Raw genomic sequence first — 25,734 nt, 5'->3', positions numbered from 1 at the left:
CCGCCATCGGGATCGGTCGGCGCCACATTAATGGTCGCCCAGGCAAGAAAACCAGACCCCGCGCGCCGGGCGTGACCCTGACCCGCCCCTCACCGGGGGTGCACGAACACCGCGCAGGTCCATGCCGGCAGTGCCAGGACGCCGTCGTCGCAGCGCGCCCGGCGCACCACGGCGTCCGCCCCTGCCTCGTGGGCCGGGTGCAGGGCCCAGCCGCCGGCCCGCATCGCCGGCACCTCCTGGTGCACGGGCCAGGCGTTGGCGTTCACCGCGACGGCGATCGCGTCCCACCGCGCGTCGACGCCGGTGCCGCGGCGGTCGTCCAGCAGCATGACGACGACCCCGGAGGTCTGCGCCCACGTCCCCGAGACCGGGAAGGACACCTTGGCGTCGATCTGCGCGGCGGTGCGCAAGCGGAACAACGACGAGGAGGCGCGGATGCGCAGCAGGTCGCAGGCCGCCTCGTGGGCGGCGAGCATGGCGGCCGCGTCCGGCTTGAGCGCGGGGTCGGCCAGCAGCGGGCGCATGAACCGCCAGTGGGCGGCGTTGTCGGACGCGGGCGGCAGCCCAGCGCCGAAGCCGTTGTTGGCCAGCGCGAAGTCGAGGTGGTTGAACCAGTCGCCGGAGTCGAAGCTGTTGCGGTCCAGCGACTTGCTGCGCAGGAAGTCCGACCCCGCGTGCCACATCACCGGGCTCTGCCCGAGCGTGGCCAGCGCCAGGCACACCGTGTTGACGCGGACGCGCTGGGCCATCGGCACGTCGGGGGGCAGCTTCATGGTGATCGCGTCGAACAGCGTCTCGTTGTCATGGGCGTCCACGTAGCTGATCACCTCGTCCGGCTCGTCGGCGTAGCCGGCGGGCTGGCCGCGATAGGCGAGCTGGTCGCCGCGGACGACCTCCCCCGTCTCCTGCGAACGGAACCGGAACGCCCGCAGGGTGCCCGCCAGCCCGAGCTGGACGAGATCGGCGTCGCGCAGCAGTTGCTGCCCGCGGACGCCGGCGTCGCCGTTGACGGCCGCCCCGTTGGGTGCCGTGACCAGCCCGGTGCCGAAGCCCTGCACGCGGGGGTCGTCGTCGAAGGGCGCGCCGCCCCGCACCGCGTCGCGCAGCCGGTCGGAGAACGTGCCGATGCCGGTGCCGCCGAGCTGGCCCTGGGTGGCCTGGACGAACCGGGCGTTGTCGGCCACCTCGCCGAAGTTCCAGCCCTCGCCGTAGAGGGTGACGGCGCGGCCGTCCACGCCGTCGGCGTCGGGGGTGAGGGCGTCCAACGCAGCCCGGACGCGCTCCATCGTGGCTCGGCTGTGGTGGCCCATCAGGTCGAAGCGAAACCCGTCGACCCGGTACGCCCGCACCCAGTGCACGACCGACTCCACCATGAGCTTCTCCGCTATCGCGTGCTCGGTGGCGACGCCGGGGCAGCACGTGGAGTGTGACACCTCGCCATCACGATCGTGGCGGTGGTAGTAGCCGGGCACGAGGCGTCCGAGCACCGAGGTGGCGCCCTGCCCGGACCCGTCGGTGTGGTTGTACACCTGGTCGAGCACCACGCGCAGCCCCAGGCCGTGCAGGGCCCCGATCATGGCGCGCACCTCCCGCGTGCGCCCCGCCCCGTCGACGGCGCCCGCCGTGGCCAGCGAGCCCTCCGGCACCTGGTAGTGCCACGGGTCGTAGCCCCAGTTGAATGAGCGCCGCGGCGTCCGCACCACGCCCTGGGGTCCCTCGGAGTCCGGGGCCGCGCTGCGAAGCGCGGACGGGTCGGGGTGGACCTGCCGGGCGGCGTCCTCCTCCACCGAGGCGTAGTCGAAGATCGGCAGGAGCTGCACGGTGTTGAGCCCGGCCGCGGCGAGGCGCGCGAGATGGCGGCGGCCGTGACCGTCTTCGGTGAACGCGGCGTAGGTGCCGCGCAGCTCCGGCGCGATGAGTTCGTCGCTGCGGCTGAAGTCGCGCACGTGCAGCTCGTAGGCCACCTGGTCGACGGCGTGGCCCAGCAGGGGCGACGGCGTGTCCTCCCATACGGGCGGGCGCAGGGCCGGGTCGTCCAGATCGGCGATCACGGAGCGCGTCGAGTTCACCGTGAGCGCCACCGAGTAGGGGTCGGTCACGCGGTTCTCCACGACGCGGCCGAACGTGGGCGCGAACACGGTGACGGCGTACTGGTAGCGGGCCTCCGCCCAGTCGGGTGCACCCGTGATGCTCCACGTGCCGTCGGACGCCGGCGCCATGGCCAGGCGTCGGGGCGCGTCGGTCGAGGCCGCGCCGGAGGGCCAGAGCAGGACGTCGACCTGCCGGGCCGTCGGCGCCCACACGCGGAGGGAGGGGACGCCGGCGTCCCAGCGCAGGCCAAGGCGCGCGTGGACGGCCTCGGGGTACAGCCGGTCGAGCACCGGCCCGTTCTGGACGCCGGACGCCTCGACCAGCGTCCCGGACGCGTCGTGCGCGGCCACCACGACCTGCCCGCGAAGTGTCTCGGCGGCGTCCACGCCCGGGGGCAGCCACAACGCGACGGCCCGGGCCAGGTGCGGGTGCTGGGCGACGATGTCGTCGGGCAACGCCGGCTCCACCGCGAGGGGAAACGTCTGCCACGCGACCGGCTCGGCCGCGCGCGGGTCGATGCCGCCCTCGGGCGCGGCGTGGAGCGCCCAGTCAAGGGCGGACGCCGCGTGCTCGCCGAGCGCGCAGGGTGGCCAGGCGAGCAGGTCGGGGGTGAGCCAGATGCCGCGCGCCAGGGTCAACTCGAGCATGGCCCGCATGGTACGACGCCCGACCCGGCCGGGGTCGGTGCACCGCCGCGGCTCGGCGTGACCCGATCGCTTCCTCAGGACGCCAAGGCGGCGTAGCGACCACCGGCGGCGAGGAGTTGCTCGTGGGTGCCCCGCTCCACGATGCGGCCGGCCTCGACGACGATGATCGCGTCGGCGCTGCGCACCGTGCTGAGCCGGTGGGCGATGGTCACCGTCGTCCGCCCGCGGGCCAGCTGGTCGAGCGCCGCCTGGAACTCGCGCTCGGTCTCGGTGTCGAGCGCGCTGGTCGCCTCGTCCAGCACGAGAACCCGCGGGTCGACGAGCACCGTCCGCGCCACCGCCAGCCGCTGGCGCTCGCCCCCGGAGAAGCGGTGCCCGCGGGCGCCGACCACGGTGTCCAACCCGTCCGGCAGGCGGCGGACGACCTCGTCCACCTGGGCCACGCGGAGGGCATCCCACAGGTCGGCGTCCGTGGCGTCGGGCCGGGCCTGGGTGAGATTGTCGCGGATGGACGCGTGCGCCAGGTATGTCTCCTGGCTGACGACGCCGACGTGCCGGGCGAGATCGGCCGGGGCGAGGTCACGCAGGTCGACGCCGTCGACGCGGATCGTGCCCGCGGTCGGGTCCGCGAGCCGCACCAGCAGGGAGGCCAGCGTCGACTTGCCCGACCCGGTCTCCCCCACCACGGCCAGCGACGTGCCGGGCGTGAGCTCGAGGTCGACGTCCACGAGGGCGTCGACGTCGGCGTCCGGGTAGCGGTAGGACACGGCCTCGAACGAGACCGCACCCGCGGCGTCCGGCGGGAGGGGCACCGGGTGCAGGGGCGCCGGCACGTCGACGGTGAGGTCGAGGTAGCCGAAGATGCGGGAGAGCAGGGCCATGGAGGCGATCCACTGGGCGCCCATGCTCAGCAGCCCCAGCAGCGGCCGGAAGATCTGCGACTGCAGGGCGGCGAATGCCACGACGGTGCCGATGGTGAGTTCGCCCATCACGGCGGGGAAGCCGGCGGCGAGGTAGATCAGCGCCGGGATGACGGCGAAGACGATCTGCATGGTCGCCATCCGCCACTTGCCGGCCAGCTGGCTGCGGACCTCGAGATCGGCCAGGCTGGTCGAGGTGGCCTCGAAGGACGCCTGCCGCGCCGGCTCGGCGCCGAGGGTCTTGGTGAGCAGGGCGCCGCTGACGCTGAGCGCCTCCTCCACCTGCCCGTGCAGGTCGGCCATGACGCGTTGCCGCTCGGCGGTGATGTCGCGGCGCAGCAGGGCCACCCGGCGCGTCAACCACACCGCCGGCGGCACGACCACGAGCGAGATCAGGCTGAGCCGCCAGTCGAGGATCACCATGGCCACGGCGGTGCCGATCGCGGTGGTGACGTTGGACGCCACCGACGTGGCGGTGTTCGTCACCACGGACTGCAGCCCGGCCACATCGTTGATGAGGCGGGACTGGATGTCGCCGCCGCGCGTCCGCTTGAAGAACGCCATTGACTGGCGCTGGATGTGGGCGAACACCGACGTCCGCAGCTCGTTCATCACGCGCTGCCCCATGGTGGTCGCGAGCCACGTCTGGACGACGCCGAGCACCCCGGTGAGCACCGCCACGGCCACCATGCCCGCCACCGCCCACCCGAGCAGCTCGAGGTTGGCGTGGGGCAGGGCGTCGTCGATGATCGCGCGCAGCAGGAACGGCTGGGCGAGACCGACCAGCGAGGACGCGACCACCGCGACGCCCACCACGCCCAACGCGCCCGCGTGCGGGGCGAACAGCGCCCGGACGCGGCGCATCTCCACCGGCGACTCGGCCAGTTGCGCCCGATCGCGCGGGTCGATGCGGGACGGGCCCATCATCATGCCCTCGGACACGATCCCCCCTTCCCGCGACTGCCCTCGATTCCGTGGCGAGGCTACTCTGCCGGGCCGCATGGCCGATGCCGTGGGCCCGCGCGCAGCCGGTGGCAACCGGTGCCCACAGTTTGAAAACGATTCTCAGTAACTCCTACAGTGGACGCCATGACCGCCACCGCTCTCCGCTCCGCTGCGCTCGTCGGCGCGCTCGGCCTGGCCCTCGCGGGCTGCACGTCCCCCGCTGGCTCGACCAGCGCAGCGGGGGTGTCCGACGCGACCGCCGCGGCGTCCGACCCCGTGGCCATCGCGACGACGACCCAGCTCGGCTCCGTGCTGTCCGACATCACGCAGTGCGCCGGCACGACGTCGGCCACCCTCATGGGGCCCGGGGACGACCCGCACGCGTTCGCGGTGAGCTCGGCGCAGGTGGCGCAGATGGTGCGCGCGCAGCTCGTCGTGGCCAATGGGCTCGGCCTGGAACAGGGCCTGGAGTCGGCACTCGCGAACGCGGCGTCCGACGGCGGCACCGTCTACGAGGTCGCCCCCGACCTCGACCCGCTGACGTATGAGGAGATCGAGGCGTCCCAGGCCGACGCCCACGCCGGCCACGCGCACGCGGAGGAGGCGGCGTCCGAGGATCACGACGGTCACGACCACGGCGCCGAGGACCCGCACGTCCACATGGACGTGGCCCGCATGGCGCTGGCGGCCGAGAAGATCGGCGAGCGGCTGGCGTCCGCGACCGGGGACGACCAGTACACCTCCTGCGGGGCCGAGGTGGCGGCGTCCCTGCGTGAGACCGACGCGGAGGTCCGGGAGATCCTGGCCGCCGTGCCGGAGGAGAACCGCATCCTCATCACCGACCACGAGGCGTACAACTACTTCGCCGCGGCCTACGACTTCGACGTCGCGGGCGTCGTGATTCCCGGCGGCAGCACGGACGCCGAGCCCAGCTCGGCGGATCTGGCCGAACTTGTCGCGGTGATCGAGGAGGACGACGTGCAGGCCATCTTCTCCAACAACACCGTCAACCCGGCGCTCGTCGAGGCGCTGGCCCGCGAGGCGGGGACGCAGGTGCAGGTCGTCCAGCTGTACGAGGGCTCGGTCGGCGCACCGGGCACGGACGCCGCGACCTACGCCGGCATGATGCTCGCAAACGCCCACCTCATCGCCGACGCACTCGCGTAGTCTGCACCGCTGTGGACTGGTGGACCGCTGTGGACTGGTGGATCGAGCCGTTCCTGCTGGGGTTCCAGCAGCGGGCGCTCATCGGGGGGCTCGTGGCCGCCGTGATGTGCGCGGTGGTGGGAGTGTGGCTGGTGCTGCGCGGCATGAGCTTCTTCGGCGACGCCTTCGTGCACGGCGTGCTGCCCGGCATCGCGGCGGCGGTGATCTTCGGGTTCAACCCGTATCTCGGCGCGGCGGTGGCGGCGCTGTTCATGGTGGGGGGCATCGAGCTCATCCACCGTCAGACAGCGCTGAAGGAGGACACGGCGATCGGCCTGCTGTTCGTCGGCATGATGGCGCTGGGCGTGACGATCATCTCCCGCTCGAACGCCTACACCGGCAGCCTCACGTCGATCCTGTTCGGGGACATCTTCGGGGTCACCGACGAACTCATCACCACCATGGTGGTGATGGGGGCGGTGGTGATCGCCGCGGCCGTGGTGCTGTTTCGCCCGTTGTTGGCGCTGAGTTTCTCCGCGACCAAGGCGCAGAGCCTGGGCATGCGCCCGCGGTTCGCGCACGCCGCGCTGCTCGTCCTCATCGCCACCGCCGTGATCGCCAGCTTCCAGGCGGTCGGCACCCTGTTGGTGTTCGGGCTGCTCGTCGGGCCGCCGGCTGCGGCGTCCCTGCTGAGCCGCACCGTGCCGCGCATGTTCGTGTGGTCGGTGGCGCTGGGTGCGCTGTCGGTGTGGCTGGGGCTGACGCTCAGCTACCACCTGCAAACCGCCGGCGCCGCCACCATCGCGCTGGTCGCCGTGGCGTTGTTCTTCGCGTTGTTGGCGCTCACCCGGGGCGTCTCCGCCGTCCGTCGCCGACGGGTGGTGGCGGCATGACCGAGCTGCTCGCCGAGGCCGTCGACCTCCGCCTGGGGTACGGCAACCAGGTGGCCGTGGCGGCGTCCCGTTTCACCATTCCGCACCGGGCGGTCACCGCGATCATCGGGCCCAACGGCTCGGGCAAGTCGACCGTGCTGAATGCGGTGGGCGGCGTGTTGGAGCCGCTGGCCGGGCGCCTGACCGTGCTGGGCGGCTCGCCGCGCGTGCGACCGCCGAAGGTGAGCTACGTGATGCAGTCGCTGGCGTTCCCGGCCGGCACGCCGATCACGGTGCGCGAGGCCGTGGGCATGGGGCTGTACCCGAAGCTGGGCTGGTTCGGACGCCCCTCGGCCGACGACCGCGCCCGCGTCGAGCGCGCGATGGAACGCCTGGGTGTCACCGATCTGGCCGACCGTCACCTCGACGAACTCTCGGGCGGGCAGCGGCAGCGGGTCTACGTCGCCCAGGGCATGACGCAGGACCATGAAGCCCTCCTGCTGGACGAGCCGCTGACCGGCCTCGACATCACCTCGGCCCGGGTGATCGACCAGATCATCCACACCGAGCGCGAGCGCGGCCACGCCGTCGTCCTCACCACCCACGACCTGGACGAGGCCCGCGCGGCCGACTGGGTGGTGCTGATGGCGGGGCGCTGCGTCGCCGCCGGGCCGCCGGCCGAGGTGCTAACACGAGAACACTTGGCGGACGCCTACGGCCTCGGCTCCCTGCACGCCCACGCCGCTGAGCCCGAGGTGCTGGACGACCCGCACAAGCCAGGCGTCCCCGGGCACGACCACTCCCGCCACCAACACCCCCACTGAGCGGCCGGCGCTGGACGCTGCTGGCGCTGCTGGCGGCGCTGCCTCCTTGGCATTTGGACCCGAGGAAATGGCGCCATGGCGCCATTTCCTCGGGTCCAAATGCCGGTGGGGGTGCCTCCGCCGGGTGCCCCGCCGGGTGCCTCTGCCCGGTGCGTCCGCCGGGTGCCACTGCGGGGTGCCGGGCGGGGGCCCGGAGGTGGAGACGGTTCCCGGCCGGGGGTGGACGTCTCGGACGGGGGGCCGCCGTAGGCTGGCCGGGTGATGAACGCCGCGCCCACGTCCTGGTGGAACAGCCGCCCGTTCACCGCCGACCTCATCGCCGCCGCCGTCCTCGCCGTGCCCGTGCTGGGCTTCAGCACCGCGATGTACGGCCCGTTCCTGGGGTTGCTGCACACCGTCGTGTGCATCGGCCCGCTCGCGTGGCGCCGCACCCACACCGACCTCGCCGCCCTCGCCCTGACGGTGCCCCACCTCCTCCAGCTCTGGCTGGTGCAGGTGCCGGCGCCGGGCAACGTGGCCGTCCCGTTCATGATCTTCGCCGTCGCCGCCCACGGGAGGCCCCGCGCCCGGCCCTGGTGGTTGGCGACGTCCGTCCTCGCCGCGCTGGCCGCGGCCGGGGACTGGGCGGCCGGCTCAGTCGAGACGACCATTCTGATCGCCGGGTTGCTGCTGTCCCTCGTCGCCGCCTGCTGGGCCCTCGGGGCGCTGACCCGCAGCCTCGGTGAGTCCCGGGTGTCGGCGGCCGAGCGGGCCCGGGCCGTCGAGCAACAGCAGGTGCAGCAGGTGCAGCTCACCGCGTCCGAGGAGCGCCAGCGCATCGCCCGCGAGATGCACGACGTGGTGGCGCACAGCCTGGCCGTCATCGTCGTGCAGGCCGACGGCGGCGCCTACGCCGCGGGCATGGACGGCGACCCCGCCGTCCGGTTGGCCACCGCCGAGAAGGCCCTGCAGACGATCCGCGCCACGGCCCACGACGCGCTTGGGGAGACGCGGCGTCTGGTGGGCGTCCTGCGCAGCGACTCCGGCACCGAACGCGAGCCGGCCGCCGGCCTCGGCGAGGTGTTCGACCTTGTGACCCACCTCGCGGACGCCGGCCGCAGCGTCCGCATGGAGGTCACCGGCGACCCGCTGCTGCGCTCCCGCCTCGGCCCAGGGCTGGAGCTCGCGGCGTACCGCATCATCCAAGAGGCCCTCACCAACGCCGTCAAGCACGCCGGGCCGGACGCCCGCGTGCTGGTGAGCATCGACCACGCGCCCGCCGTGCTCACCGTGCAGGTGCGCGACGATGGCAACGGTTCCACCACCCACGACGGCCTCGGCCACGGCCTCATCGGCATGCGCGAGCGCGTCGCCGCGTTCGGCGGCACCCTCGAGGCCGGCAACCACCCGCACGGCGGCTTCGTCGTGATCGCCCGATTCCCGACCCCATCAGGAAGGACACCATGACCGCTCCCCTGCGCCTCGTGCTCGCCGACGACCAGGAACTCGTCCGGCTGGGCTTTCGCATGGTTCTCGACGCCCAAGAAGACATGACCGTCGTCGCCGAGGTCGGCAACGGCCGCGACGCCGTGGCCCGCGCCACCACCGGGGGCGGCTGCGACGTCGTCCTCATGGACATTCGCATGCCCGTCATGGACGGCGTCGAGGCCACGCGCCGCATCGTCGACTCGGGCTCCTCGGCGAAGGTGCTGGTGCTCACCACCTTCGACCTCGACGAGTACGTGTACGCCGCGCTGCACGCGGGGGCGTCCGGGTTCCTGCTGAAGGACGCCGGCCCGGCCGAGTTGCTCGCCGGCATCCGCGCCGTGCACGGCGGCGAGGCCGTCGTGGCGCCCACGGCGACGCGCCGCCTGTTGGAGCGGTTGGTGCCGATGCTGCCGATCACGGGTGAGGCCGCCTCGCGGGCCCGGGAGCGACTCGACGTGCTCACCGAGCGTGAGCTCGAGGTGCTCACCGCGATCGCCCAGGGCCACACCAACACCGAGATCGCGCAGCAGCTCTGGCTGGCGGAGGCGACGGTGAAGACCCACGTCGGCCACCTGCTCGCCAAGCTCAACGCGCGCGACCGCGTCCAGTTGGTGGTGCTCGCCTACGACGCGGGGCTGGTCCGGCCGAACCCGTGACGTCAGGCGTCCCGATGCGTGGGGGACGCTTGCAGGCCGGGCAGAATGGACGCCGTGATCATCGCTGCCGCCGACGGTTCGTCGCTGTCCAATCCAGGCCCCGCGGGGTGGGCATGGTTCGTCGACGGTGACCGGTGGCGCGCCGGGGGCTGGAAGCACGGCACCAACAACATGGGTGAGCTGATGGCCGTCCTCGACCTGCTCGAGCAGACCGCCGGTGCCGGCGACGACCTGCTCGTCTACTGCGACTCCCAGTACGTCATCAACGCCGTGACGAAATGGATGCCGGGCTGGAAGCGCAAGGGCTGGAAGAAGGCCGACGGCAAGCCGGTGTTGAACGTCGAGCTGCTGCAGGGCATCGACCGGGCCATCGCCGGCCGCCGCGTGACGTTCGAGTGGGTCAAAGGTCACGCCGGTCATGAGCTCAACGAAGCGGCGGACGCCCGCGCCCGCGCCGCCGCGACCGCCTATCAGCGGGGCGCCCCCGTGGACGAGGGTCCGGGGTTCGCGGCGGACGTCATCACCTCCGGCTCCCTCGACGTGACGCCGGGCGCCCGGGCCGAACCCGACCTGCTGGACGCCCTCGCCGAGGGTGGCGACGACGCCGACGAGCATCCCGTCGTCGGTGTGACCCGGGCTTTGCTGTCGGACGCCCTGCGCTCCGACCGCGACGGGTTCGCGTCCCACCTGCACCCCCACTTCGTGCTGCACGACGAGCGCGGACGCGCTGCGGGCAAGGGCCGGCTGCTGGCCACGCTGGGGCCGCTGCCCGAGCCCGTGCGCGTCGAGGTGGAGGGCGTCGACGTCCTGGCGCCGTGGATCGTCCAGGTGCGCTGGCGGGCGCGCTCGGCGTCCGCCGTGACCCTGCGCAGCTCGCTGTGGGTGAAGCACGACGGGTCCTGGCGGCTGCGGTTCGAACAGGCGACGCCGGCGGTGCGCTGAGCGCGACACCCGGCCGCGGGCTGCTGGCGTGGATTTCCCCCGCGGATTCCGGTCACAGGGTCGCCCACCGCGTGAGGGCGCGGAACAGGGCCCCGATTCGGGGCACAGCATTCGCAGCCCCGGGCCACCCCGACGCGGTGTGGACAGGCGCCCACGGCGTCCGATTGGCGCCTAGGGTGCTGGCATGTCGGACTCCCTCACCATCACCGCCGGCTCGAACAGCGCGGAGCTGCCGATCACCGAAGGCAGCATTCGCGCCACCGACCTGCGCGCCATCCCCACCCACGACGGACCGCTCACCTCCTTCGACCCCGGATTCGTGAACACGGCCGCCTGCCATTCCTCGATCACCTACATCGACGGCGACGCGGGCATTCTCGAATACCGCGGCTACCCGATCGAACAGCTCGCGCAGCACTCGACCCACCTCGAGGTGGCATACCTGCTGCTCAAGGGCGAACTCCCCACCGCCGACCAACTGGCGGAATGGGACAAGCTGGTCAACACCCACCGCTTCGTGCACGAGAACGTCGCGAGCTTCATTCGCGCCTATCGCCACGACGCCCACCCGATGGCCAAACTGATGGCCGCGGTGGCGTCCATGCAGACGTTCTACCCCAGCTCGCGACGCCTCGACGACCCGGGGGCGCGCGACATGAACATCGTGCGGCTGATCGCGAAGATCCCGACGATGGCCGCCTGGTCGTACCGCCATTCGATCGGACGGCACTTCGTCTACCCCAACGACGAGCTGGGCTATGTCGACAACTTCCTGGCGATGCTGTTCCAGAGCCAGCAGCGGGTGTATCGGCCCGACCCGCGGGTGTCGCGGGCCATGGAAACGCTGTTCATTCTGCACGCCGACCACGAACAGAACTGCTCGACGAACGCGGTGCGTTCGGTGGCGTCCGCGGGCAACGACGTCTACACCTCATCGGGCGCCGGCATCGGGGCGCTCTTCGGCCCGTTGCACGGCGGGGCCAACGAGGCGGTGTTGAAGATGCTGCGCGAGATCGGCTCGAAGGACAACGTGGGCGATTTCATCGATGCCGTGAAGAACGGACGCGCCCGGCTCATGGGATTCGGGCATCGCGTCTACAAGAACTACGACCCGCGCGCCAAGGTGATCAAGAAGTCGACCGAGGAGGTGTTCGAGGTCACCGGCGTGAATCCGCTGCTGGAGATCGCGCTCGAACTGGAGAAGATCGCGCTGGAGGACGAGTACTTCGTCAAGCGGCGCCTCTACCCCAACGTCGACTTCTACTCGGGGCTGATCTACGAGGCGCTGCGCTTCCCGCCCGAGATGTTCACGGTGCTCTTCGCCGTGCCGCGGACGGCGGGTTGGTGCGCCCAGTGGCTGGAGGGCGTCACCGACCCGGAGCAGAAGATCATGCGGCCCAAGCAGATCTACACGGGGCACCGCGAGCGGTCGTTCGTTCCGATGGACGAGCGCTGAGGGCGGTTGTCCACAGGCCCCCGCGGGGACGTGTGGACAGCGTGGAACTCCCCTATGGAATTCACCGACTCCCCTGTGGACGACACGCCCACACCTTGCGCGTGCTTGACCGGAGGACTAGAAAGGGATCCACGCGCTCCTCCGGGAGAGCAAGGATGGGTGTTCCTGTCGTCCGTCGGCGGTCTGCAGACGGCCACCTCGTTGGGTGACGTGGGCGAGGGGACTTCCTGGACGCCTGTCCGGCTGGAATCGTCACGCTTCTCCGGCCGCTGCCCATGGGCCTCCGTCGACGACCGCGTCGGCGGGGGCCCCGCTGCGTTCTGGTAGGGGTGGGCGGGTGGCGCCCGGAACCTGGTCCGGTTTCGATCGGTCGCCCCAGCACCGTTCTCGGTGTTGCCGGTGCTGGTATTGCCCAGCACGGCGTCACGTGGCGCAGTTCAACGGCACGGGGCGCACTTCAACCCCACGTGGCGCAGCGCCGCTCACGTGGCGGGCCGCGCACGGGCCGCGACGTGAGGTCGACTGCGCCAGGTCGTTTCGGGGTGCGCCAGGTGAGGGCAGAGTGCACCAAGTGCACGGCATGGCGCCTCGTCCGACAACGAGCGGCCCAGCGCATCGACGAGCCGTGCTTGCGCATGGGTTCTCGACACGGACGCCCCGGTCGCGTCGACACGGCGTGCTTGCGCATGGGTTGTCGACGCGGACGCCCCGGCCGGCGTCCACCACCGCGGCAACCACCCGGACGGACGCCGCCCCAGCCCTCGGGACCGGCCGCATCCGGCACGCGGCGGCGTCCGATTCGCATAGGCTGGCACCGACCCTGCCCGGCAGCGAGAGGACCCTGATCCGCATGGCCACGATCATCTACACCTGGACCGACGAGGCACCGTTCCTCGCGACGCATTCATTCCTGCCGGTGGTCCAGGCGTTCGCGAGCCAGGCGGGCGTCGAGGTCGAGACGCGTGACATCTCGCTGGCCGGGCGCATCCTCGCCGCGTTCGCGGATCGGCTCCCGGCCGAGCAGCAGGTCGCCGACGACCTCGCCGAGCTGGGTGAGCTGGCCAAGACGCCGGAAGCCAACATCATCAAGCTGCCGAACATCTCGGCGTCGGTGCCCCAGTTGAAGGCCGCCATCGCGGAGCTGCAGGCGCTCGGGTACGACCTGCCCGACTACGACGCCGCCTCCGACGACGAGCGCGCCCGCTATGACGCCGTCAAAGGCTCGGCGGTGAACCCCGTGCTCCGCGAAGGCAACTCCGACCGTCGCGCCCCGCTGGCCGTGAAGAACTACGCCCGCTCCCACCCACACTCGATGGGGGCCTGGTCGTCCGACTCGAAGACCGAGGTGGCCACCATGGGCGCCGACGACTTCCGCGCCGGCGAGCTCTCGGTGATCATGCCCGAGGCCGACACGCTGCGCATCCAGCACGTGGGCTCTGACGGAGCGGTCACCGTCCTCAAGGAGAAGCTGCCCGTGCTGGAGGGCGAGGTCGTGGACGCCACCGTCCTGCGCGCGGCGGCCCTCGACCGCTTCCTCGCCGAGCAGATCGAGCGGGCCCGCGAGCTGGGCGTCCTGTTCAGCGTCCACCTGAAGGCCACGATGATGAAGGTCTCCGACCCGATCATCTTCGGCCACGTCGTGCGCGCCTTCCTGCCGAAGACGTTTGCGCAGTACGGCGACGCGCTGGCGTCCGCCGGGTTGAGCCCCAACAACGGCCTCGGCGCGATTCTCGCCGGGCTGGACGCCCTTGAGGACGGCGCCGCGATCCGCAGCCTGATCGAGGCCGAGCTCGACGAGGGCCCCAAGCTCGCCATGGTGAATTCCGACAAGGGCATCACGAACCTCCACGTCCCCTCCGACGTGATCGTGGACGCCTCGATGCCGGCCATGATCCGCACCTCGGGCCACATGTGGGGCCCCGACGGCGAGGAGGCGGACACCCTCGCCGTCATCCCCGATTCGAGCTACGCCGGGGTGTACCAGGCCGTCATCGACGACTGCAAGGCGAACGGTGCTTACGACCCGACCACGATGGGCTCGGTGCCGAACGTCGGCCTCATGGCGCAGAAGGCCGAGGAGTACGGCAGCCACGACAAGACGTTCGAGATCGAGACGTCGGGCAAGGTGCAGGTGGTGGACGCCGCCGGCAACGTCCTCATGGAGCACGACGTGGCCCCCGGTGACATCTGGCGCGCGTGCCAAACCAAGGACGCCCCCATCCGCGACTGGGTGAAGCTCGCCGTGACCCGGGCCCGCGTGTCGGGGACGCCCGCGATCTTCTGGCTCGACCCGGAGCGCGCGCACGACCGCAACCTGATCACGCTGGTCGAGCGCTACCTGGGCGAGCACGACACCGAGGGCCTGGACATCTCGATCATGAGCCCCGTGGAGGCGACGCAGGCGTCCATCGAGCGCATCCGTCGGGGTGAGGACACGATCTCGGTGACCGGCAACGTGCTGCGCGACTACAACACCGACCTGTTCCCCATCCTCGAGCTGGGGACGTCGGCGAAGATGCTCTCGGTCGTGCCGCTCATGAACGGCGGCGGGCTGTTCGAGACCGGTGCCGGTGGCTCGGCGCCCAAGCACGTGCAGCAGCTGGAGGCGGAGAACTACCTGCGTTGGGACTCCCTGGGTGAATTCCTTGCGCTGGCGGAGAGCCTCGAACACCTGGCCCGGACGTCCGACAACCCGCGCGCGTCCGTGCTGGCCAAGGCGCTGGACGCCGCCACCGGCACCCTGCTCAACGAGGGCCGGTCGCCGGCGCGCAAGGTCGGCCAGATCGACAACCGCGGTTCCCACGCGTGGCTCGCCACGTACTGGGCGCGCGAGCTCGCCGAGCAGGACGCCGATCCGGAGCTGGCCGAGATCTTCGGCGTCGTCGCCGCGGAGTTGGAGGGCAAGGCGGAGCTGATCAGCGAGGAGCTGATCGGCGTCCAGGGTTCCCCGGCCGACCTGGGCGGCTACTACCGCCCGGATGCCGACAAGACGACCGCCGTGATGCGCCCGTCCCAGGCGTTCAACGACGTGATCGCGCGGCTGTCCTCCCCCGGCGTCTGACCACCCACCCCCCGGCGGGTGGGGTTGGGAGTGCGCCCTCGTTCATTTGGCATTTGGACCCGAGGAAATGGCGCCATGGCGCCATTTCCTCGGGTCCAAATGCTCTTGCGTCGGCGATGGGCGACGCTGGAGGGGGTGGGGGCGTCAGCTGGCGCGCTTGCGGGACGCGGCGAGTGCGGCCGCGACCTGGTCCATGAAGGCGTCCGGATCCGTCCGCAGCCCCAACACGGGAATCTGCAGGCGCACCACCCCTGGCTCGCGGATGGCGAGGCCGTTGAACCGCAACGCGTCGGCGACACCTGCAGTCCCCTCGAAGTGGCCGGCACCCTGAATCTCGACGTGGACGCCCTCGGGCTCGAAGAGCGCGTCCAGGTAGACCCGGCCGTTGTCGCTGACCCGCACTGCCTGGCGCGTGGGTTCGGGGAGCCTGCGGCGCCGGCACCTCGCCGCGAAGTCGAGTTCGTTCAGGGAGTGGGCACCGTCACACACATCACGGATCACCCCATCGAGCACCGGGCGCCGCGCCGAGTAGATCACCGAGTGCCAGTGGGCGAGCAGGGTCGCGGGCATGACCAGGCGCTGCTGCACCGTCATCGCGATGAGGGTGGCCGCCGCCTTGTCGGTAGCAGCCCACTGGGCCGCCCGGATCACCGCCACGTGGGGCTTGGTGTGACGCAGGCCGGCCCCGGCGACGGCACCGAGGTCGCGCAGCTGGCGGTGCTGCACCCCGGGAATGCTGCGCGGCGCGGTGTTGTGCGGCACGCTCACGTGAATCACCGGCTCGATCCAGCCACGAAGGCCGGCGGCGAGCAGAGCCGTCGGCCCGTCCAGCACCGCCCGCGGCCCCGACTCCCACAGAGCCCTCCACCAGGTGGCTGCCTCGGTGAGTTCCCGGCCGGTGAGGCCGAGCGTGTGGCGTCCGAGGCGCTGGAACGCGCCCCGCTCGACCTCAGAACGGATCTGTCCCGTGGTCATGCCGTCGTCCAGCAGCATGGCCCGGGTGAGGACACCGCCGTGGGTGGCCGCCAACTCGAGGGCCGCGGCCAGGCGGCGGGCGTGTTCCACCCGCGAGACGACAGCGCGTTGCGCGCGGGTGGTTCCGGAAACCATGCGCAGGTCGATGCGCTCCGAGGCTTGTGTCATGGAGAAGAGCGTGCGCCACGCCCAAGCTCGGATCAGCAGTTATCCACAGCTCAGGTGTTGTCCGTTTGGGTCGAGGTGTTGGCAGGGTGGACGCGCAGCGGCAACGAGGCGGCATTTGGACCCGAAGAAATGGCGCCATGGCGCCATTTTCTCGGGTCCAAATGCCCATCCAGGAGCGACCCCACCACCCCCAGACGCGAGCAGGGACTCAGCGCTCGAGGCGGCGCCAGGCCAACTCGGCCAGGAGGGCCGCCTGGTCGGCCAGGACGCCGTCGTCGAACACCACCAACGGCGAGTGGTTCCAGGGCGCGGTCGTCCAGTCCGTCTCCGGCGGCGTGCAGCCCAGGAACACAAAGGCCCCCGGCACCTGCTCCAGCACGTAGCTGAAGTCCTCCGACCCCATCAGCGGGTCGGCCATCAGCTCGAACCGCTCGGCGCCGAAGCGCTCCGTCACGACGTCACCCACGAAGGCTGCCTCGTCGGTGTCGTTCATCGTCACCGGGTAGTCGACGCGGAAGTCCACCGAGGCCGTGCACCCGTGTGCGGCGGCGATGCCCTCGGCGAGCCGGCGCGTCTCCTCGGTGAGCGTGTCGATGGACGCCTGCGACAGCGTCCGCACCGTCGCGCCCAGCGACGCCGACGGGGGGATCACGTTGCGCGCCTCCCCGGCCGACAGCTGCGTCACCGTCAGCACGACGGGGTCGAACACCGAGAACCGCCGCGTCACCATCGCCTGCAGCGCCGTCCCGATCTCCAGCAGGGCCGGCACCGGGTCGAGCGACGTCTGCGGCTGGGAGCCGTGCCCGCCGCGTCCGTGCACCGTGATGTCGAGCTCGTTCGCGCCCGCCATCAGCGGCCCCGTCCGCGTCGAGAACCGCCCGTACTCCCCCGTGGCCACGTGGACGCCGTACGCCGCGACCACGCGCTCGCCCGCGGCGTCCAGCACCCCTTCCTCGATCATGACGCGGGCACCGCCGGAGCCCTCCTCGCCCGGCTGGAACATGAACACGACCGTGCCCGGCAGCTCCTCGCGCCGCGCGGCCAGCAGCCGCGCCGCCCCGACCAAGCCGGCCACGTGCAGGTCGTGCCCGCACGCGTGCATGCGGCCGTTGGTTGACGCGTAGTCGACGTCGGCCTGCTCGGCCACCGGCAGGCCGTCCAGGTCGCCGCGCAGCAACACCGCCGGGCCCGGACGCCCCCCGCGCAGCACCGCCGTCACCGACGTGCAGCCCGTCCCGGTCGTGATCTCCAGGTCGAGCCCCTCCAGCGCGGCGAGGATCGCGGCCTGGGTGTCGGGGCACTCGAGCCCGAGCTCGGGGATTCGGTGCAGGTCGCGACGCAGCGCGACGAGGTCGTCGGAGAGGTCAGCGGCGGCGGCGGTGAAGTCCATGACCCCCACCCTAGACAGCCGCCACATGGTGAAACGTCGCCGGCGGCGGAATGAACCGTGGCACCGTGGCGTTGGCACACACGTGAAGCGACCTGAACGCGGGGTTCCGCACCGGGAGGGACGTCGAAGGGCGCGGGTCTGTCCGTGCGCGCCGAGCGCGTGACACGTCCCAGCCCCGCCGTCGAAAGCGAACCCCCTTGCCCCCCACCGAACCGCCCCGCTCCGACCGGGCACAGCCAGAGCTGACCGGCCACGCCGGCGAGCCGTCCGGGGCCCCCAGCACGCACCCCACCACCCCCGAGACCGGCGAGTTGCCCGTTCGCAGCGCCTCGAGTGACGGCGCCCCCGGCGACAGCAGGTCCGCGCGGCGTCCGCTGCCAGGAACCCGGGTCTGGACGCGCCTGCGCACCGACCGCGCCGCCCTCGTCGGCCTCGCCCTCATCGCCCTGACGCTGCTCGCCGTCGTCTTCGCCGACCTCATCACCGGCGCCCTCGGCGTCGACACCGAGACCTACCACACCGACCTGCTCGACCCCTACGGCGTCCCCGCCGGGCCGCTCGGCGGCGTCAGCCTGCAGCACCCGTTCGGCGTCGAACCGCAGACCGGACGCGACCTGTTCGCCACCGTCGTCCACGGCGCCCGGATCTCGATCGTCATCGGCCTGGGCGCGACGCTGCTGAGCGTCGCCATCGGCGTCGCGATCGGCATCCTCGCCGGCTACGTGGGCGGGGTGGCGGACGTGCTGGCGTCCCGCTTCATCGACGTCATGCTCGGCTTCCCCAGCCTGATCTTCATGATCGCGATCAGCGCGATCGTGCCGTTCGATTTCAACCGCGTGCTCCTGATGGTGCTCATCCTGGGCGTGTTCGGGTGGCCGTCGATCGCCCGGGTGGTGCGCGCCGAGACGATGTCGCTGCGCGCGCGTCCCTTCGTCCGGGCCTCGCGGAGCCTGGGGGCGTCCAACGCGCACATCATCGGGCGGCACATCCTGCCCAACCTGTGGGCGACGATCATCGTGTTCAGCACCATCTCGATCCCGGGCAAGATCGGCGCCGAGGCGGCCCTGAGCTTCCTGGGCGTCGGCGTCCGCCCGCCCACGGCGTCCTGGGGCCGGACGATTTCGAACGCGGTCAACTGGATCGCCACCGACCCCTGGTACCTGCTGTTCCCCGGCGCCGCGCTGTTCCTCGTCACGTACGCCTTCAACGTGTTCGGCGACGGCCTGCGTGACGCCCTCGACCCGACGACGCAGGTGGGCTCATGAACCGCCGCACGCTGGCCCGCATCGGCGTCCTCGCGACCCAGACCTTGCTCGTCCTCGTCATCATCGTGGCGCTCACGTTCATGGTGTTCTCCGCGTGGCCGGCCGACCCGGCGCTGCTCGCCTGCGGACGCCCCTGCACGCCCGACCGCCTCGAGTCGGCCCGCGTCTTCCTCGGCTACGACCAGCCCTGGTACACCCAGGTGTGGAACTACCTCACCGGCATCGTCGCGGGCCGCACGTTCGGCGAGGGGGCCGGCGCGATCCACTGCGACGCGCCGTGCCTCGGCTACTCCTTCCGCCTCGGGGCGCCCGTGACGTCGCTCATCGCCTCCCGCGCCCCCGTCACCGCCTCCCTGGCCATCGGCGCCGCCGTGCTGTGGCTGCTGGGGGGCGTGCTCGCCGGCATGGTCTCGGCGCTGCGGCGCGGCACGTTCGCCGACCGCGGCATCATGGCGCTCACCGTCGTCGGCGTCTCGGCGCCGAGCTACCTGTTGGGCCTGCTCGGCATCCTCGTGTTCGGGTTCACCCTCGACATGGTGCCCGTGGCCAACTACGTGCCGTTCTCCACCTCGCCGATCGACTGGGCCTGGCATCTCGTGCTGCCCTGGACGGTGCTGGCGTTCATCAACGCGGCCGTCTACGCCCGCCTCGTGCGCGGCCACATGCTGGAGAATCTGGGTCTCGACTACGTTCGCATGGCCCGCTCGCTCGGCCTGACCGAGCGGACGGTCATCAGCCGTCAGGTGCTGCCCAACGTGCTGACCCCGGTGATCCCGCTCGTCGCACTCGACCTCGGCGCGCTGCTCGGCGGCGCGGTGATCACCGAGCGCGTGTTCTCGATGCCCGGCGTCGGCTCGCTGCTCATGGACGCCGTGGGCCAGACCGACCTGCCCGTCATCGTCGGCGTCACCGTGTTCGCCGCGGCCATCGTCATCCTCGCCAACCTCGTCGCCGACATCCTCGCCACCGTGCTGGATCCACGGATCTAGCCCCAGAACCAGGCCGGACGCCCCGGTCGCCAACCACAGAAAGGGACACCATGCTCCCCCGTTCCCCCCATCCGCGACGCCGCCGGTTGCGCGCCGCCGCGGCCGCCCTCGCCGCCGGCGCCATGCTGGCCCTGAGCGCGTGCGGTGCCAACGACCCGTCCCGCAACACCGGCGCGGTCGGCACCGACACCGGCACGCAGGCGCCCGCAGCCGCCGGTGAGCTGCAGGTGCTCTCCAGCAGCAACGAGCTGAACCTCGACCCGGCCAAGTCGCAGTCCATGGCCGTCACGTCGCTGGCCCTGGTGCACCGGCGCCTCACCACGTGGCGCGTCGAGCCGGGCCAGGAGGTCGAGGTTGTCCCCGATCTCGCGACCGACACCGGCACCGTCTCCGACGACGGCCTCACCTGGACCTACACGCTGCGCGACGGGCTGTTCTTCGAGGACGGCACGCCCATCACGGCCGCCGACATCAAGTACGGCCTCGAGCGCACCTACGCCCCGGCGCTCTCCGGTGGCCTGACCTACCACCGCGCCCTCCTGGCCGGCGGCGAGGGCTACACCGGCCCGTACGAGGGTCAGCACCTCGACTCCATCGAGGTCGTCGACGACTCCACGATCGCCTTCCACCTCAACCAGCCGGCCGGCGACTGGCCCTGGATCGCGTCCACGCCGGCCTTCTCGCCGGTGCCGGAGGCGCAGGACGACCCCGAGAGCTACGCGCGCGAGCCCGTGGCGTCCGGGCCGTACCGCGTGGCCAGCGCGAACGTGGGCGTCGAGGTGCGCCTGGAGCGCAACGAGTACTGGTCGAGCGACATCGACCAGATGCGGACGGCCGAGCCCGACACCATCGTGTGGCAGCTGGGCCAGGACACGCAGACCACCACGCAGCGTCTGCTCAACGATCAGCCGGCCAACGCGATCTCGGCTTCGTTGGTGCCGGCGTCCACGCTGGCGCAGCTCGCCAGCGACCCCGCGAGCCAGGATCGGATCGTCACGTCCGACCCCGGCCCGCTGCAGTACCTGTCGATCAACACCGAGCGGGTCGCCGACGTCCGCGTGCGCCAGGCCATCAACTACGCCGTCAACAAGGCGGCCGTGCTGATCGCCATGGGCGGCGAGCGCGGTGGAGCGATCGCGACAACGTACATCTCCCCCGGCATCCCCGGACGCGAGGAGTACGCCCTCTACGGCACCGAGCCCGAGGGGGATGTGGCGGCCGCGCAGGCCCTGCTCGACGAGGCGGGCGTCAGCAGCCTCGACCTCGTGCTGCTGACCCGCAACGACTCCGACTCCGTCGCCCGCTCCGAGGCCATCGCCCAGGGGCTGTCCCGCGTCGGCATCAACGTCACCATCGACGCCGTGGAGTCGGCCACGTTCAGCGAGCGCGCCACCCAGGGCGACGGGTCGAGCTACGACCTGGCGCTCGGCTCGTGGAACCCTGACTACCCGTCGCCCAACGCGAACCTGCGCCCGCTGTACCACTCCGCCGAGATCGGCCAGGGCGGGTACAACACCTCCCGCTACGCCAACCCTGAGGTGGACGCCGCCATCGACGCGGCGGCCGCGGAGGAGGATCCGGAGGTCGCCGGCCCGATGTGGGCGGCGGTGGACCGCATGATCGCCGAGGACGCCCCCAGCGTGCCGCTGGCGTTCGCCCGCAACTCCTTCATCGGGGGCAGCGCGGTGGGCAACTACTACGTCGAGCCGTTCCCCGCCTACCCGAACTACCTCGTCCTGTCGGTCGAGGGCTGAGGGAGCCGACCGTGACCACCGCACCCGGGGCGTACGCCCCCACCCCCACCCGTCCCGTGCTCACCGCCACCGGTGTCACCGTCACGTTCCCCGGCGTCCGCGCCGCGGACGCGGTGTCGCTGACGGCGGTGCCCGGCCGCGTCGTCGCCCTGCTCGGCGAGTCCGGTTCGGGCAAGTCGGTGACGGCGATGGGGCTCGTGGGGCTGGCCCCGGGTGCGGCCACGGTCAGCGGATCGGCCGAACTGGCCGACGGCACCGAACTCATCGGGGCGCCCCGGCCGGTGTTGGACGCGGTGCGCGGCGCCCGCGTCGCCGCGGTGTTCCAGGAGCCCATGCGGGCGCTGAACCCGCTGCTCACCATCGGCGCCCAGTTCCGGCTGGCGCTGGCGGCACACCGGCGGATGTCCGCGGCCGCCGCCCGTGACCGGGCCGTCACGTTGCTCGGTCAGGTCGGCCTCGGGGCGGACGCCGGGGCTGTTGCGGACGCTGCGGGCGCTGCGGACGCCGCGGACGCCGCGGGTGCCGGGGGCGGCGCCACGTCCGGCACCGCCGAGCGCGTGCTGGCGTCCTATCCGCACGAACTGTCCGGCGGGCAGGTGCAGCGGGTCTGCATCGCGCTGGCGCTGGCCAACGAGCCCGAGGTGTTGCTCGCGGACGAGCCCACCACGGCCCTGGACGTCACCGTGCAGGCCCAGATCCTCGACCTGCTGCGCGATCTGGCCCGCGCCGGCATGGCCGTCATCCTCATCACCCACGACATGGGCGTCGTCGCCGACATCGCCGACGACGTCGTCATCATGCGCGAGGGCGTCATCGTCGAGCGGGGCGCCGTCGGGGACATCTTCGCGCACCCCGAGCACCCCTACACCCGCATGCTCCTGGACGCCGTCCCCCGGCTCGGTGCCGGGTTGGTGGACCACGCCGTCGACGCCGCCGCCGTTGCCGATGCCGAGCCAGTCGCGACCCGGCCCCCCACCGGGCCCGCCGAGCCCGCCGCGTCCGCCCCGGTCGTCGCCCTCACCGACCTGACGGTCACCTACACCCGCCGCGGCCGCCGGCCGTTCCATGCGCTCGACCACGTGGACCTGCGCATCGACGCGGGCGAGGTCGTCGGGCTCGTGGGCGAATCCGGGTCGGGCAAGTCGACGCTGGCGAACGTCGTGACGTCGCTGCAGCCGCCCACGAGCGGGGAGGTGCGCATCCTCGGCCAACGCCTGGACGGCCTGGCGCCGGCCGAACGGCGCCGCATCCAGGCACGCACGGGCATCGTGTTCCAGGATCCGGCGGGCTCGCTCAACCCGCGCGCCACCATCGGCGCGTCGATCGCCGAGCCGCTGGTGCTGCACGCCGACCTCGGCGCCGCGGCCCGGGCCGAACGCGTGGCCGAGCTGCTGCGCCTGGTGGAGCTCGATCCCGCACTCGCAGGCCGGTTCCCGCACGAGATGTCGGGCGGGCAGCGCCAGCGCGTGGCGATCGCCCGCGCCATCGCGCTCGATCCGGCGCTGGTGGTCGCCGACGAGCCCACGTCTGCCCTCGACGTGTCGGTGCAGGCGGCCGTGTTGGAGATGTTCCTCGCCCTGCAGCGGCGGCTCGGGTTCGCCTGCCTGTTCATCAGCCACGACCTGGCGGTGGTCGAGGAGGTGTCGACGCGCGTATACGTGCTGCACGCCGGACGCGTGGTGGAGGCCGGGCCGACGTCGCGCGTCCTGCTGGACCCCCAGGATCCCTACACGCGCGACCTCATCGCCGCCGTCCCCGTGCCCGACCCCGCGCGCCAGGCCGAGCGCCGCGCCGCACGCCACGCCGGCTGAGGGGCGCGGCGGGTGGGGTGGGATCCGGGGGACGTCTTCCGGTTCGTGGACGTGCTCGGTGTGGTGGCGAACGGCCTGCTCGGCGGGGCGGTCGCACGCTCGCGCCGTTTCGACCTGTTCGGGTTCGCGACGCTCGCCATCATCTCGGCGCTGGGCGGGGGCATGCTGCGCGACGTGTTGTTGGACGCCGGCCAGCCCGTCGCGCTCACCGACCCCGCCTACCTCTCGGGCGCGCTGGTGGCCGCGGCGCTGGCGTACGTCCTGCACTTGGACGGCCCGGTGAGCCGCCGTCTGCTCGTCGTCGCCGACCTGCTGGCGTTGGGCTGCTGGTCGGCCACCGGGACGCTCAAGGCGACGGGCACCGGGCTGGGCGTAGTTCCCTCGGTGCTGCTCGGCGTCATCACCGCCGTCGGCGGCGGCATGGTGCGCGATGTGGTGGTCGGCCAGACGCCGCGCGTGTTCGGCGGCAACACGCTGTATGCGACGCTCGCGATCGGGGGCAGCGCCGTGGCGTTCGGCGCGGCGGGCCTGGGCCAGCCGGATCTCGGCATGGGGGCGTCCATCGGGCTGTGCCTGCTGCTCGGGTTGGCCGCACGCCGGCTGGGGTGGATGCTGCCCGAGCCGCTCGACGTCACCCTGCGCTTCCCCCGCGTGACGGTGCGCCGCTTCGGCCGGCGGCGTCGGAGCCGGTCATGAAGGTCCTGGTGGTGGACGCCGCAAACGTCGTCGGTTCGGTGCCGGACGGCTGGTGGCGCGATCGGGCCGGGGCCGCGCGCCGGCTCGTCGAGGCGCTGGCGTCCCGGGCGACCGGTGGGGATCCCGTCCTTGCGGGTCACGATCGGGTCGAGGTCGTGCTGGAGGGCCGGGCCCGGGCCGGGGTGCCCGAGAGCGACCTGCTGCGGCATCCGCCTGCGGCCCCCGCCCTGGACGCGCCCGCCACGGACGCCCCCGCCCTGGACGCGCCTCCACCGGAGGCCCCCGTCATCACGGTCGTCCACGCGCCAAGCTCGGGCGACGACGCGATCGTCGACCGGTGCGCGGCGTGGGCGTCCGGGCCCGGCAACGCGATCACCCTGGCCACGGCCGACCGGGGGCTCATCGAGCGGGTGCGGCCGTACGGCGTCACCATCGTCGGCCCCCGCGCCGTCCGCTGACGCTTGCGCTGCGGCGGCGTCCCTGCGCTTGCGGCGGCTCCCCCTTCCTTGCGCATTTGGACCCGAGGAAATGGCGCCATGGCGCCATTTCCTCGGGTCCAAATGCCGGTCGCGGGGGGCTGCATCCCGGCGCCCAGCGGCGACGGCTAGGGTGGATCGGGTGAGTTCCCCCGCACCGCACGACCCCCACACGGCCACCCCCGGGCGTCCCACACCCCAGCGCATCACCCCGACGCAGGCGAACGTGGAGAAGGTGGCCCTCATCTTCGAGGGTGGGGCGATGCGGGCCAGCTACACCGCGGCGGTCGTGGTGAAACTCATCGAACAGGGCATCGTGTTCCCGTTCGTGGCCGGCATCTCTGCGGGCGCGACGAACACGCTGAACTACCTGAGCTCCGACCCGTGGCGAGCGCGGGCGTCCTTCATCGACCTGGCGGCCGACCCCAACTTCGGCAACTGGCGCACGTTCGTGCAGGGCAAGGGGCTGTTCCACGCCGAGTACATCTACCGGCAGACCTCCGGCCCGGACGGGCTCCTGCCGTTCAACATGGACGCCTTCGCCTCCCACCCCGCCGACCTCGCCATCCAGGCACTGCGCTGCTCCGATGGCGCGACAATCACCTGGGGGCGTCCGGATCTGCGGACGCTCGACGAGATCCTGCCCCGCGTGCAGGCGTCCTCCACCATGCCCGTCGTGATGCCTCCTGTGGAGATCGAGGGTGACTTCTACGTCGACGGCGCGCTCGGCACGAGCGGGGGCATCGCGCTGGACGCCGCCCGGGCCGCCGGGTACACGAAATTCTTCATTGTGCTCACCCAGGAGCGTGGCTACACCAAGGGTCCCCTGCCCGCCCCGTGGTTCTACCGCCGCCACTTCCGCCGCTGGCCGGCGGTCGCGGACGCGTTGGTCACGCGCCACCTGCGCTACAACGCCACGCGCGAGGAGGTCTTCGCGCTGGAGGACTCCGGGGACGCGTTCGTCTTCGTGCCCGACCACATGCCCGTCAGCAACGGCGAGCGCGACCTCGCGAAACTCACCCAGGCGCACGCCCTCGGGCTGGAGCAGGCCGAGCGCGAGGTGCCGGCCTGGCGGGAGTTCCTCGGCCTTGGCCCAGAGACGGCCTGACCGGACGCGGCGGCCACCGGGGGACATCACCCGGATGCCCCCCACGCGCCCCGCGGCCGGGCCGTGCTCGGTACG

The 25,734-nt window shown here is 72.2% G+C and carries 19 protein-coding genes; 15 read left to right on the top strand and 4 right to left on the bottom strand.

Features of this window, described 5'->3' with window-relative positions; translation table 11 throughout:
* Positions 1–89: 89 nt before the first annotated feature.
* The gene (gene pulA, locus IFY26_RS07945; RefSeq protein ID WP_232548456.1) at positions 90–2,738 is read right to left on the bottom strand and encodes a pullulanase-type alpha-1,6-glucosidase; all 2,649 of its coding nucleotides are present in this window, start codon (positions 2,736–2,738) and stop codon (positions 90–92) included.
* Positions 2,739–2,812: 74 nt separating this feature from the next.
* Positions 2,813–4,600, bottom strand: a complete 1,788-nt coding sequence (locus IFY26_RS07940; RefSeq protein ID WP_232548455.1) for an ABC transporter ATP-binding protein — start codon at positions 4,598–4,600, stop codon at positions 2,813–2,815.
* 147 nt (positions 4,601–4,747) lie between these two features.
* On the opposite strand from IFY26_RS07940, the gene IFY26_RS07935 reads away from it, so the two are divergent.
* The 8 genes from IFY26_RS07935 to IFY26_RS07900 all read left to right on the top strand — a co-directional run bounded on the left by IFY26_RS07935 (position 4,748) and on the right by IFY26_RS07900 (position 15,027).
* Positions 4,748–5,770: a metal ABC transporter substrate-binding protein gene (locus IFY26_RS07935; RefSeq protein WP_232548454.1), complete on the top strand. Its 1,023-nt coding sequence runs from the start codon at positions 4,748–4,750 to the stop codon at positions 5,768–5,770.
* Between the two features lie 11 nt (positions 5,771–5,781).
* Positions 5,782–6,642, top strand: coding sequence for a metal ABC transporter permease (locus IFY26_RS07930; protein ID WP_232548453.1), 861 nt, complete (start codon positions 5,782–5,784; stop codon positions 6,640–6,642).
* Positions 6,639–7,445: a metal ABC transporter ATP-binding protein gene (locus IFY26_RS07925; RefSeq protein ID WP_232548452.1), complete on the top strand. Its 807-nt coding sequence runs from the start codon at positions 6,639–6,641 to the stop codon at positions 7,443–7,445. Before IFY26_RS07930 ends, IFY26_RS07925 begins: the two co-directional genes overlap by 4 nt.
* Before the next feature lie 261 nt (positions 7,446–7,706).
* Positions 7,707–8,891 carry a sensor histidine kinase gene (locus IFY26_RS07920; RefSeq protein ID WP_232548451.1) on the top strand — a complete coding sequence of 395 codons (1,185 nt, stop codon included), beginning with the start codon at positions 7,707–7,709 and terminating at the stop codon, positions 8,889–8,891.
* Positions 8,888–9,568 carry a response regulator gene (locus IFY26_RS07915; RefSeq protein WP_232548450.1) on the top strand — a complete coding sequence of 227 codons (681 nt, stop codon included), beginning with the start codon at positions 8,888–8,890 and terminating at the stop codon, positions 9,566–9,568. The genes IFY26_RS07920 and IFY26_RS07915 overlap by 4 nt, the downstream gene beginning before the upstream one ends.
* Positions 9,569–9,622: 54 nt before the next feature.
* Complete coding sequence (locus tag IFY26_RS07910) at positions 9,623–10,510, top strand: ribonuclease HI family protein (RefSeq protein ID WP_232548449.1); 888 nt, start codon at positions 9,623–9,625, stop codon at positions 10,508–10,510.
* Between the two features lie 184 nt (positions 10,511–10,694).
* Positions 10,695–11,966 (top strand): citrate synthase, encoded by a 1,272-nt coding sequence (locus tag IFY26_RS07905; RefSeq protein WP_232548448.1) that lies wholly within the window; start codon positions 10,695–10,697, stop codon positions 11,964–11,966.
* 850 nt (positions 11,967–12,816) lie between these two features.
* Positions 12,817–15,027 (top strand): NADP-dependent isocitrate dehydrogenase, encoded by a 2,211-nt coding sequence (locus tag IFY26_RS07900; RefSeq protein WP_232548447.1) that lies wholly within the window; start codon positions 12,817–12,819, stop codon positions 15,025–15,027.
* Between the two features lie 144 nt (positions 15,028–15,171).
* Here the strand turns inward: IFY26_RS07900 and IFY26_RS07895 are convergent, their stop codons facing one another.
* Positions 15,172–16,170: a hypothetical protein gene (locus tag IFY26_RS07895; RefSeq protein ID WP_232548446.1), complete on the bottom strand. Its 999-nt coding sequence runs from the start codon at positions 16,168–16,170 to the stop codon at positions 15,172–15,174.
* Positions 16,171–16,378: 208 nt separating this feature from the next.
* Complete coding sequence (locus IFY26_RS07890; RefSeq protein WP_232548445.1) at positions 16,379–17,560, bottom strand: M20 metallopeptidase family protein; 1,182 nt, start codon at positions 17,558–17,560, stop codon at positions 16,379–16,381.
* Between the two features lie 197 nt (positions 17,561–17,757).
* Here IFY26_RS07890 and IFY26_RS07885 point away from each other — a divergent pair, with 197 nt between their 5' ends.
* The 7 genes from IFY26_RS07885 to IFY26_RS07855 all read left to right on the top strand — a co-directional run bounded on the left by IFY26_RS07885 (position 17,758) and on the right by IFY26_RS07855 (position 25,659).
* Positions 17,758–18,825, top strand: a complete 1,068-nt coding sequence (locus IFY26_RS07885) for an ABC transporter permease (RefSeq protein ID WP_232548444.1) — start codon at positions 17,758–17,760, stop codon at positions 18,823–18,825.
* Positions 18,822–19,814 carry an ABC transporter permease gene (locus IFY26_RS07880; protein ID WP_232548443.1) on the top strand — a complete coding sequence of 331 codons (993 nt, stop codon included), beginning with the start codon at positions 18,822–18,824 and terminating at the stop codon, positions 19,812–19,814. Before IFY26_RS07885 ends, IFY26_RS07880 begins: the two co-directional genes overlap by 4 nt.
* A gap of 50 nt (positions 19,815–19,864) precedes the next feature.
* Positions 19,865–21,568, top strand: a complete 1,704-nt coding sequence (locus IFY26_RS07875) for an ABC transporter substrate-binding protein (RefSeq protein WP_232548442.1) — start codon at positions 19,865–19,867, stop codon at positions 21,566–21,568.
* A gap of 11 nt (positions 21,569–21,579) precedes the next feature.
* Positions 21,580–23,379, top strand: coding sequence for a dipeptide ABC transporter ATP-binding protein (locus tag IFY26_RS07870; protein ID WP_232548441.1), 1,800 nt, complete (start codon positions 21,580–21,582; stop codon positions 23,377–23,379).
* A 12-nt stretch (positions 23,380–23,391) separates the two neighbouring features.
* Positions 23,392–24,075: a trimeric intracellular cation channel family protein gene (locus IFY26_RS18160; RefSeq protein WP_232548440.1), complete on the top strand. Its 684-nt coding sequence runs from the start codon at positions 23,392–23,394 to the stop codon at positions 24,073–24,075.
* Positions 24,072–24,533, top strand: coding sequence for a hypothetical protein (locus tag IFY26_RS07860; protein WP_232548439.1), 462 nt, complete (start codon positions 24,072–24,074; stop codon positions 24,531–24,533). Before IFY26_RS18160 ends, IFY26_RS07860 begins: the two co-directional genes overlap by 4 nt.
* 223 nt (positions 24,534–24,756) lie before the next feature.
* Positions 24,757–25,659, top strand: coding sequence for a patatin-like phospholipase family protein (locus IFY26_RS07855; protein ID WP_332836173.1), 903 nt, complete (start codon positions 24,757–24,759; stop codon positions 25,657–25,659).
* Positions 25,660–25,734: the final 75 nt, after the last annotated feature.

It is taken from the genome of Propioniciclava soli, from assembly GCF_014858005.1.
Lineage (GTDB): Bacteria > Actinomycetota > Actinomycetes > Propionibacteriales > Propionibacteriaceae > Propioniciclava > Propioniciclava soli.
This window is presented reverse-complemented; position numbering and strand designations above follow the sequence as displayed.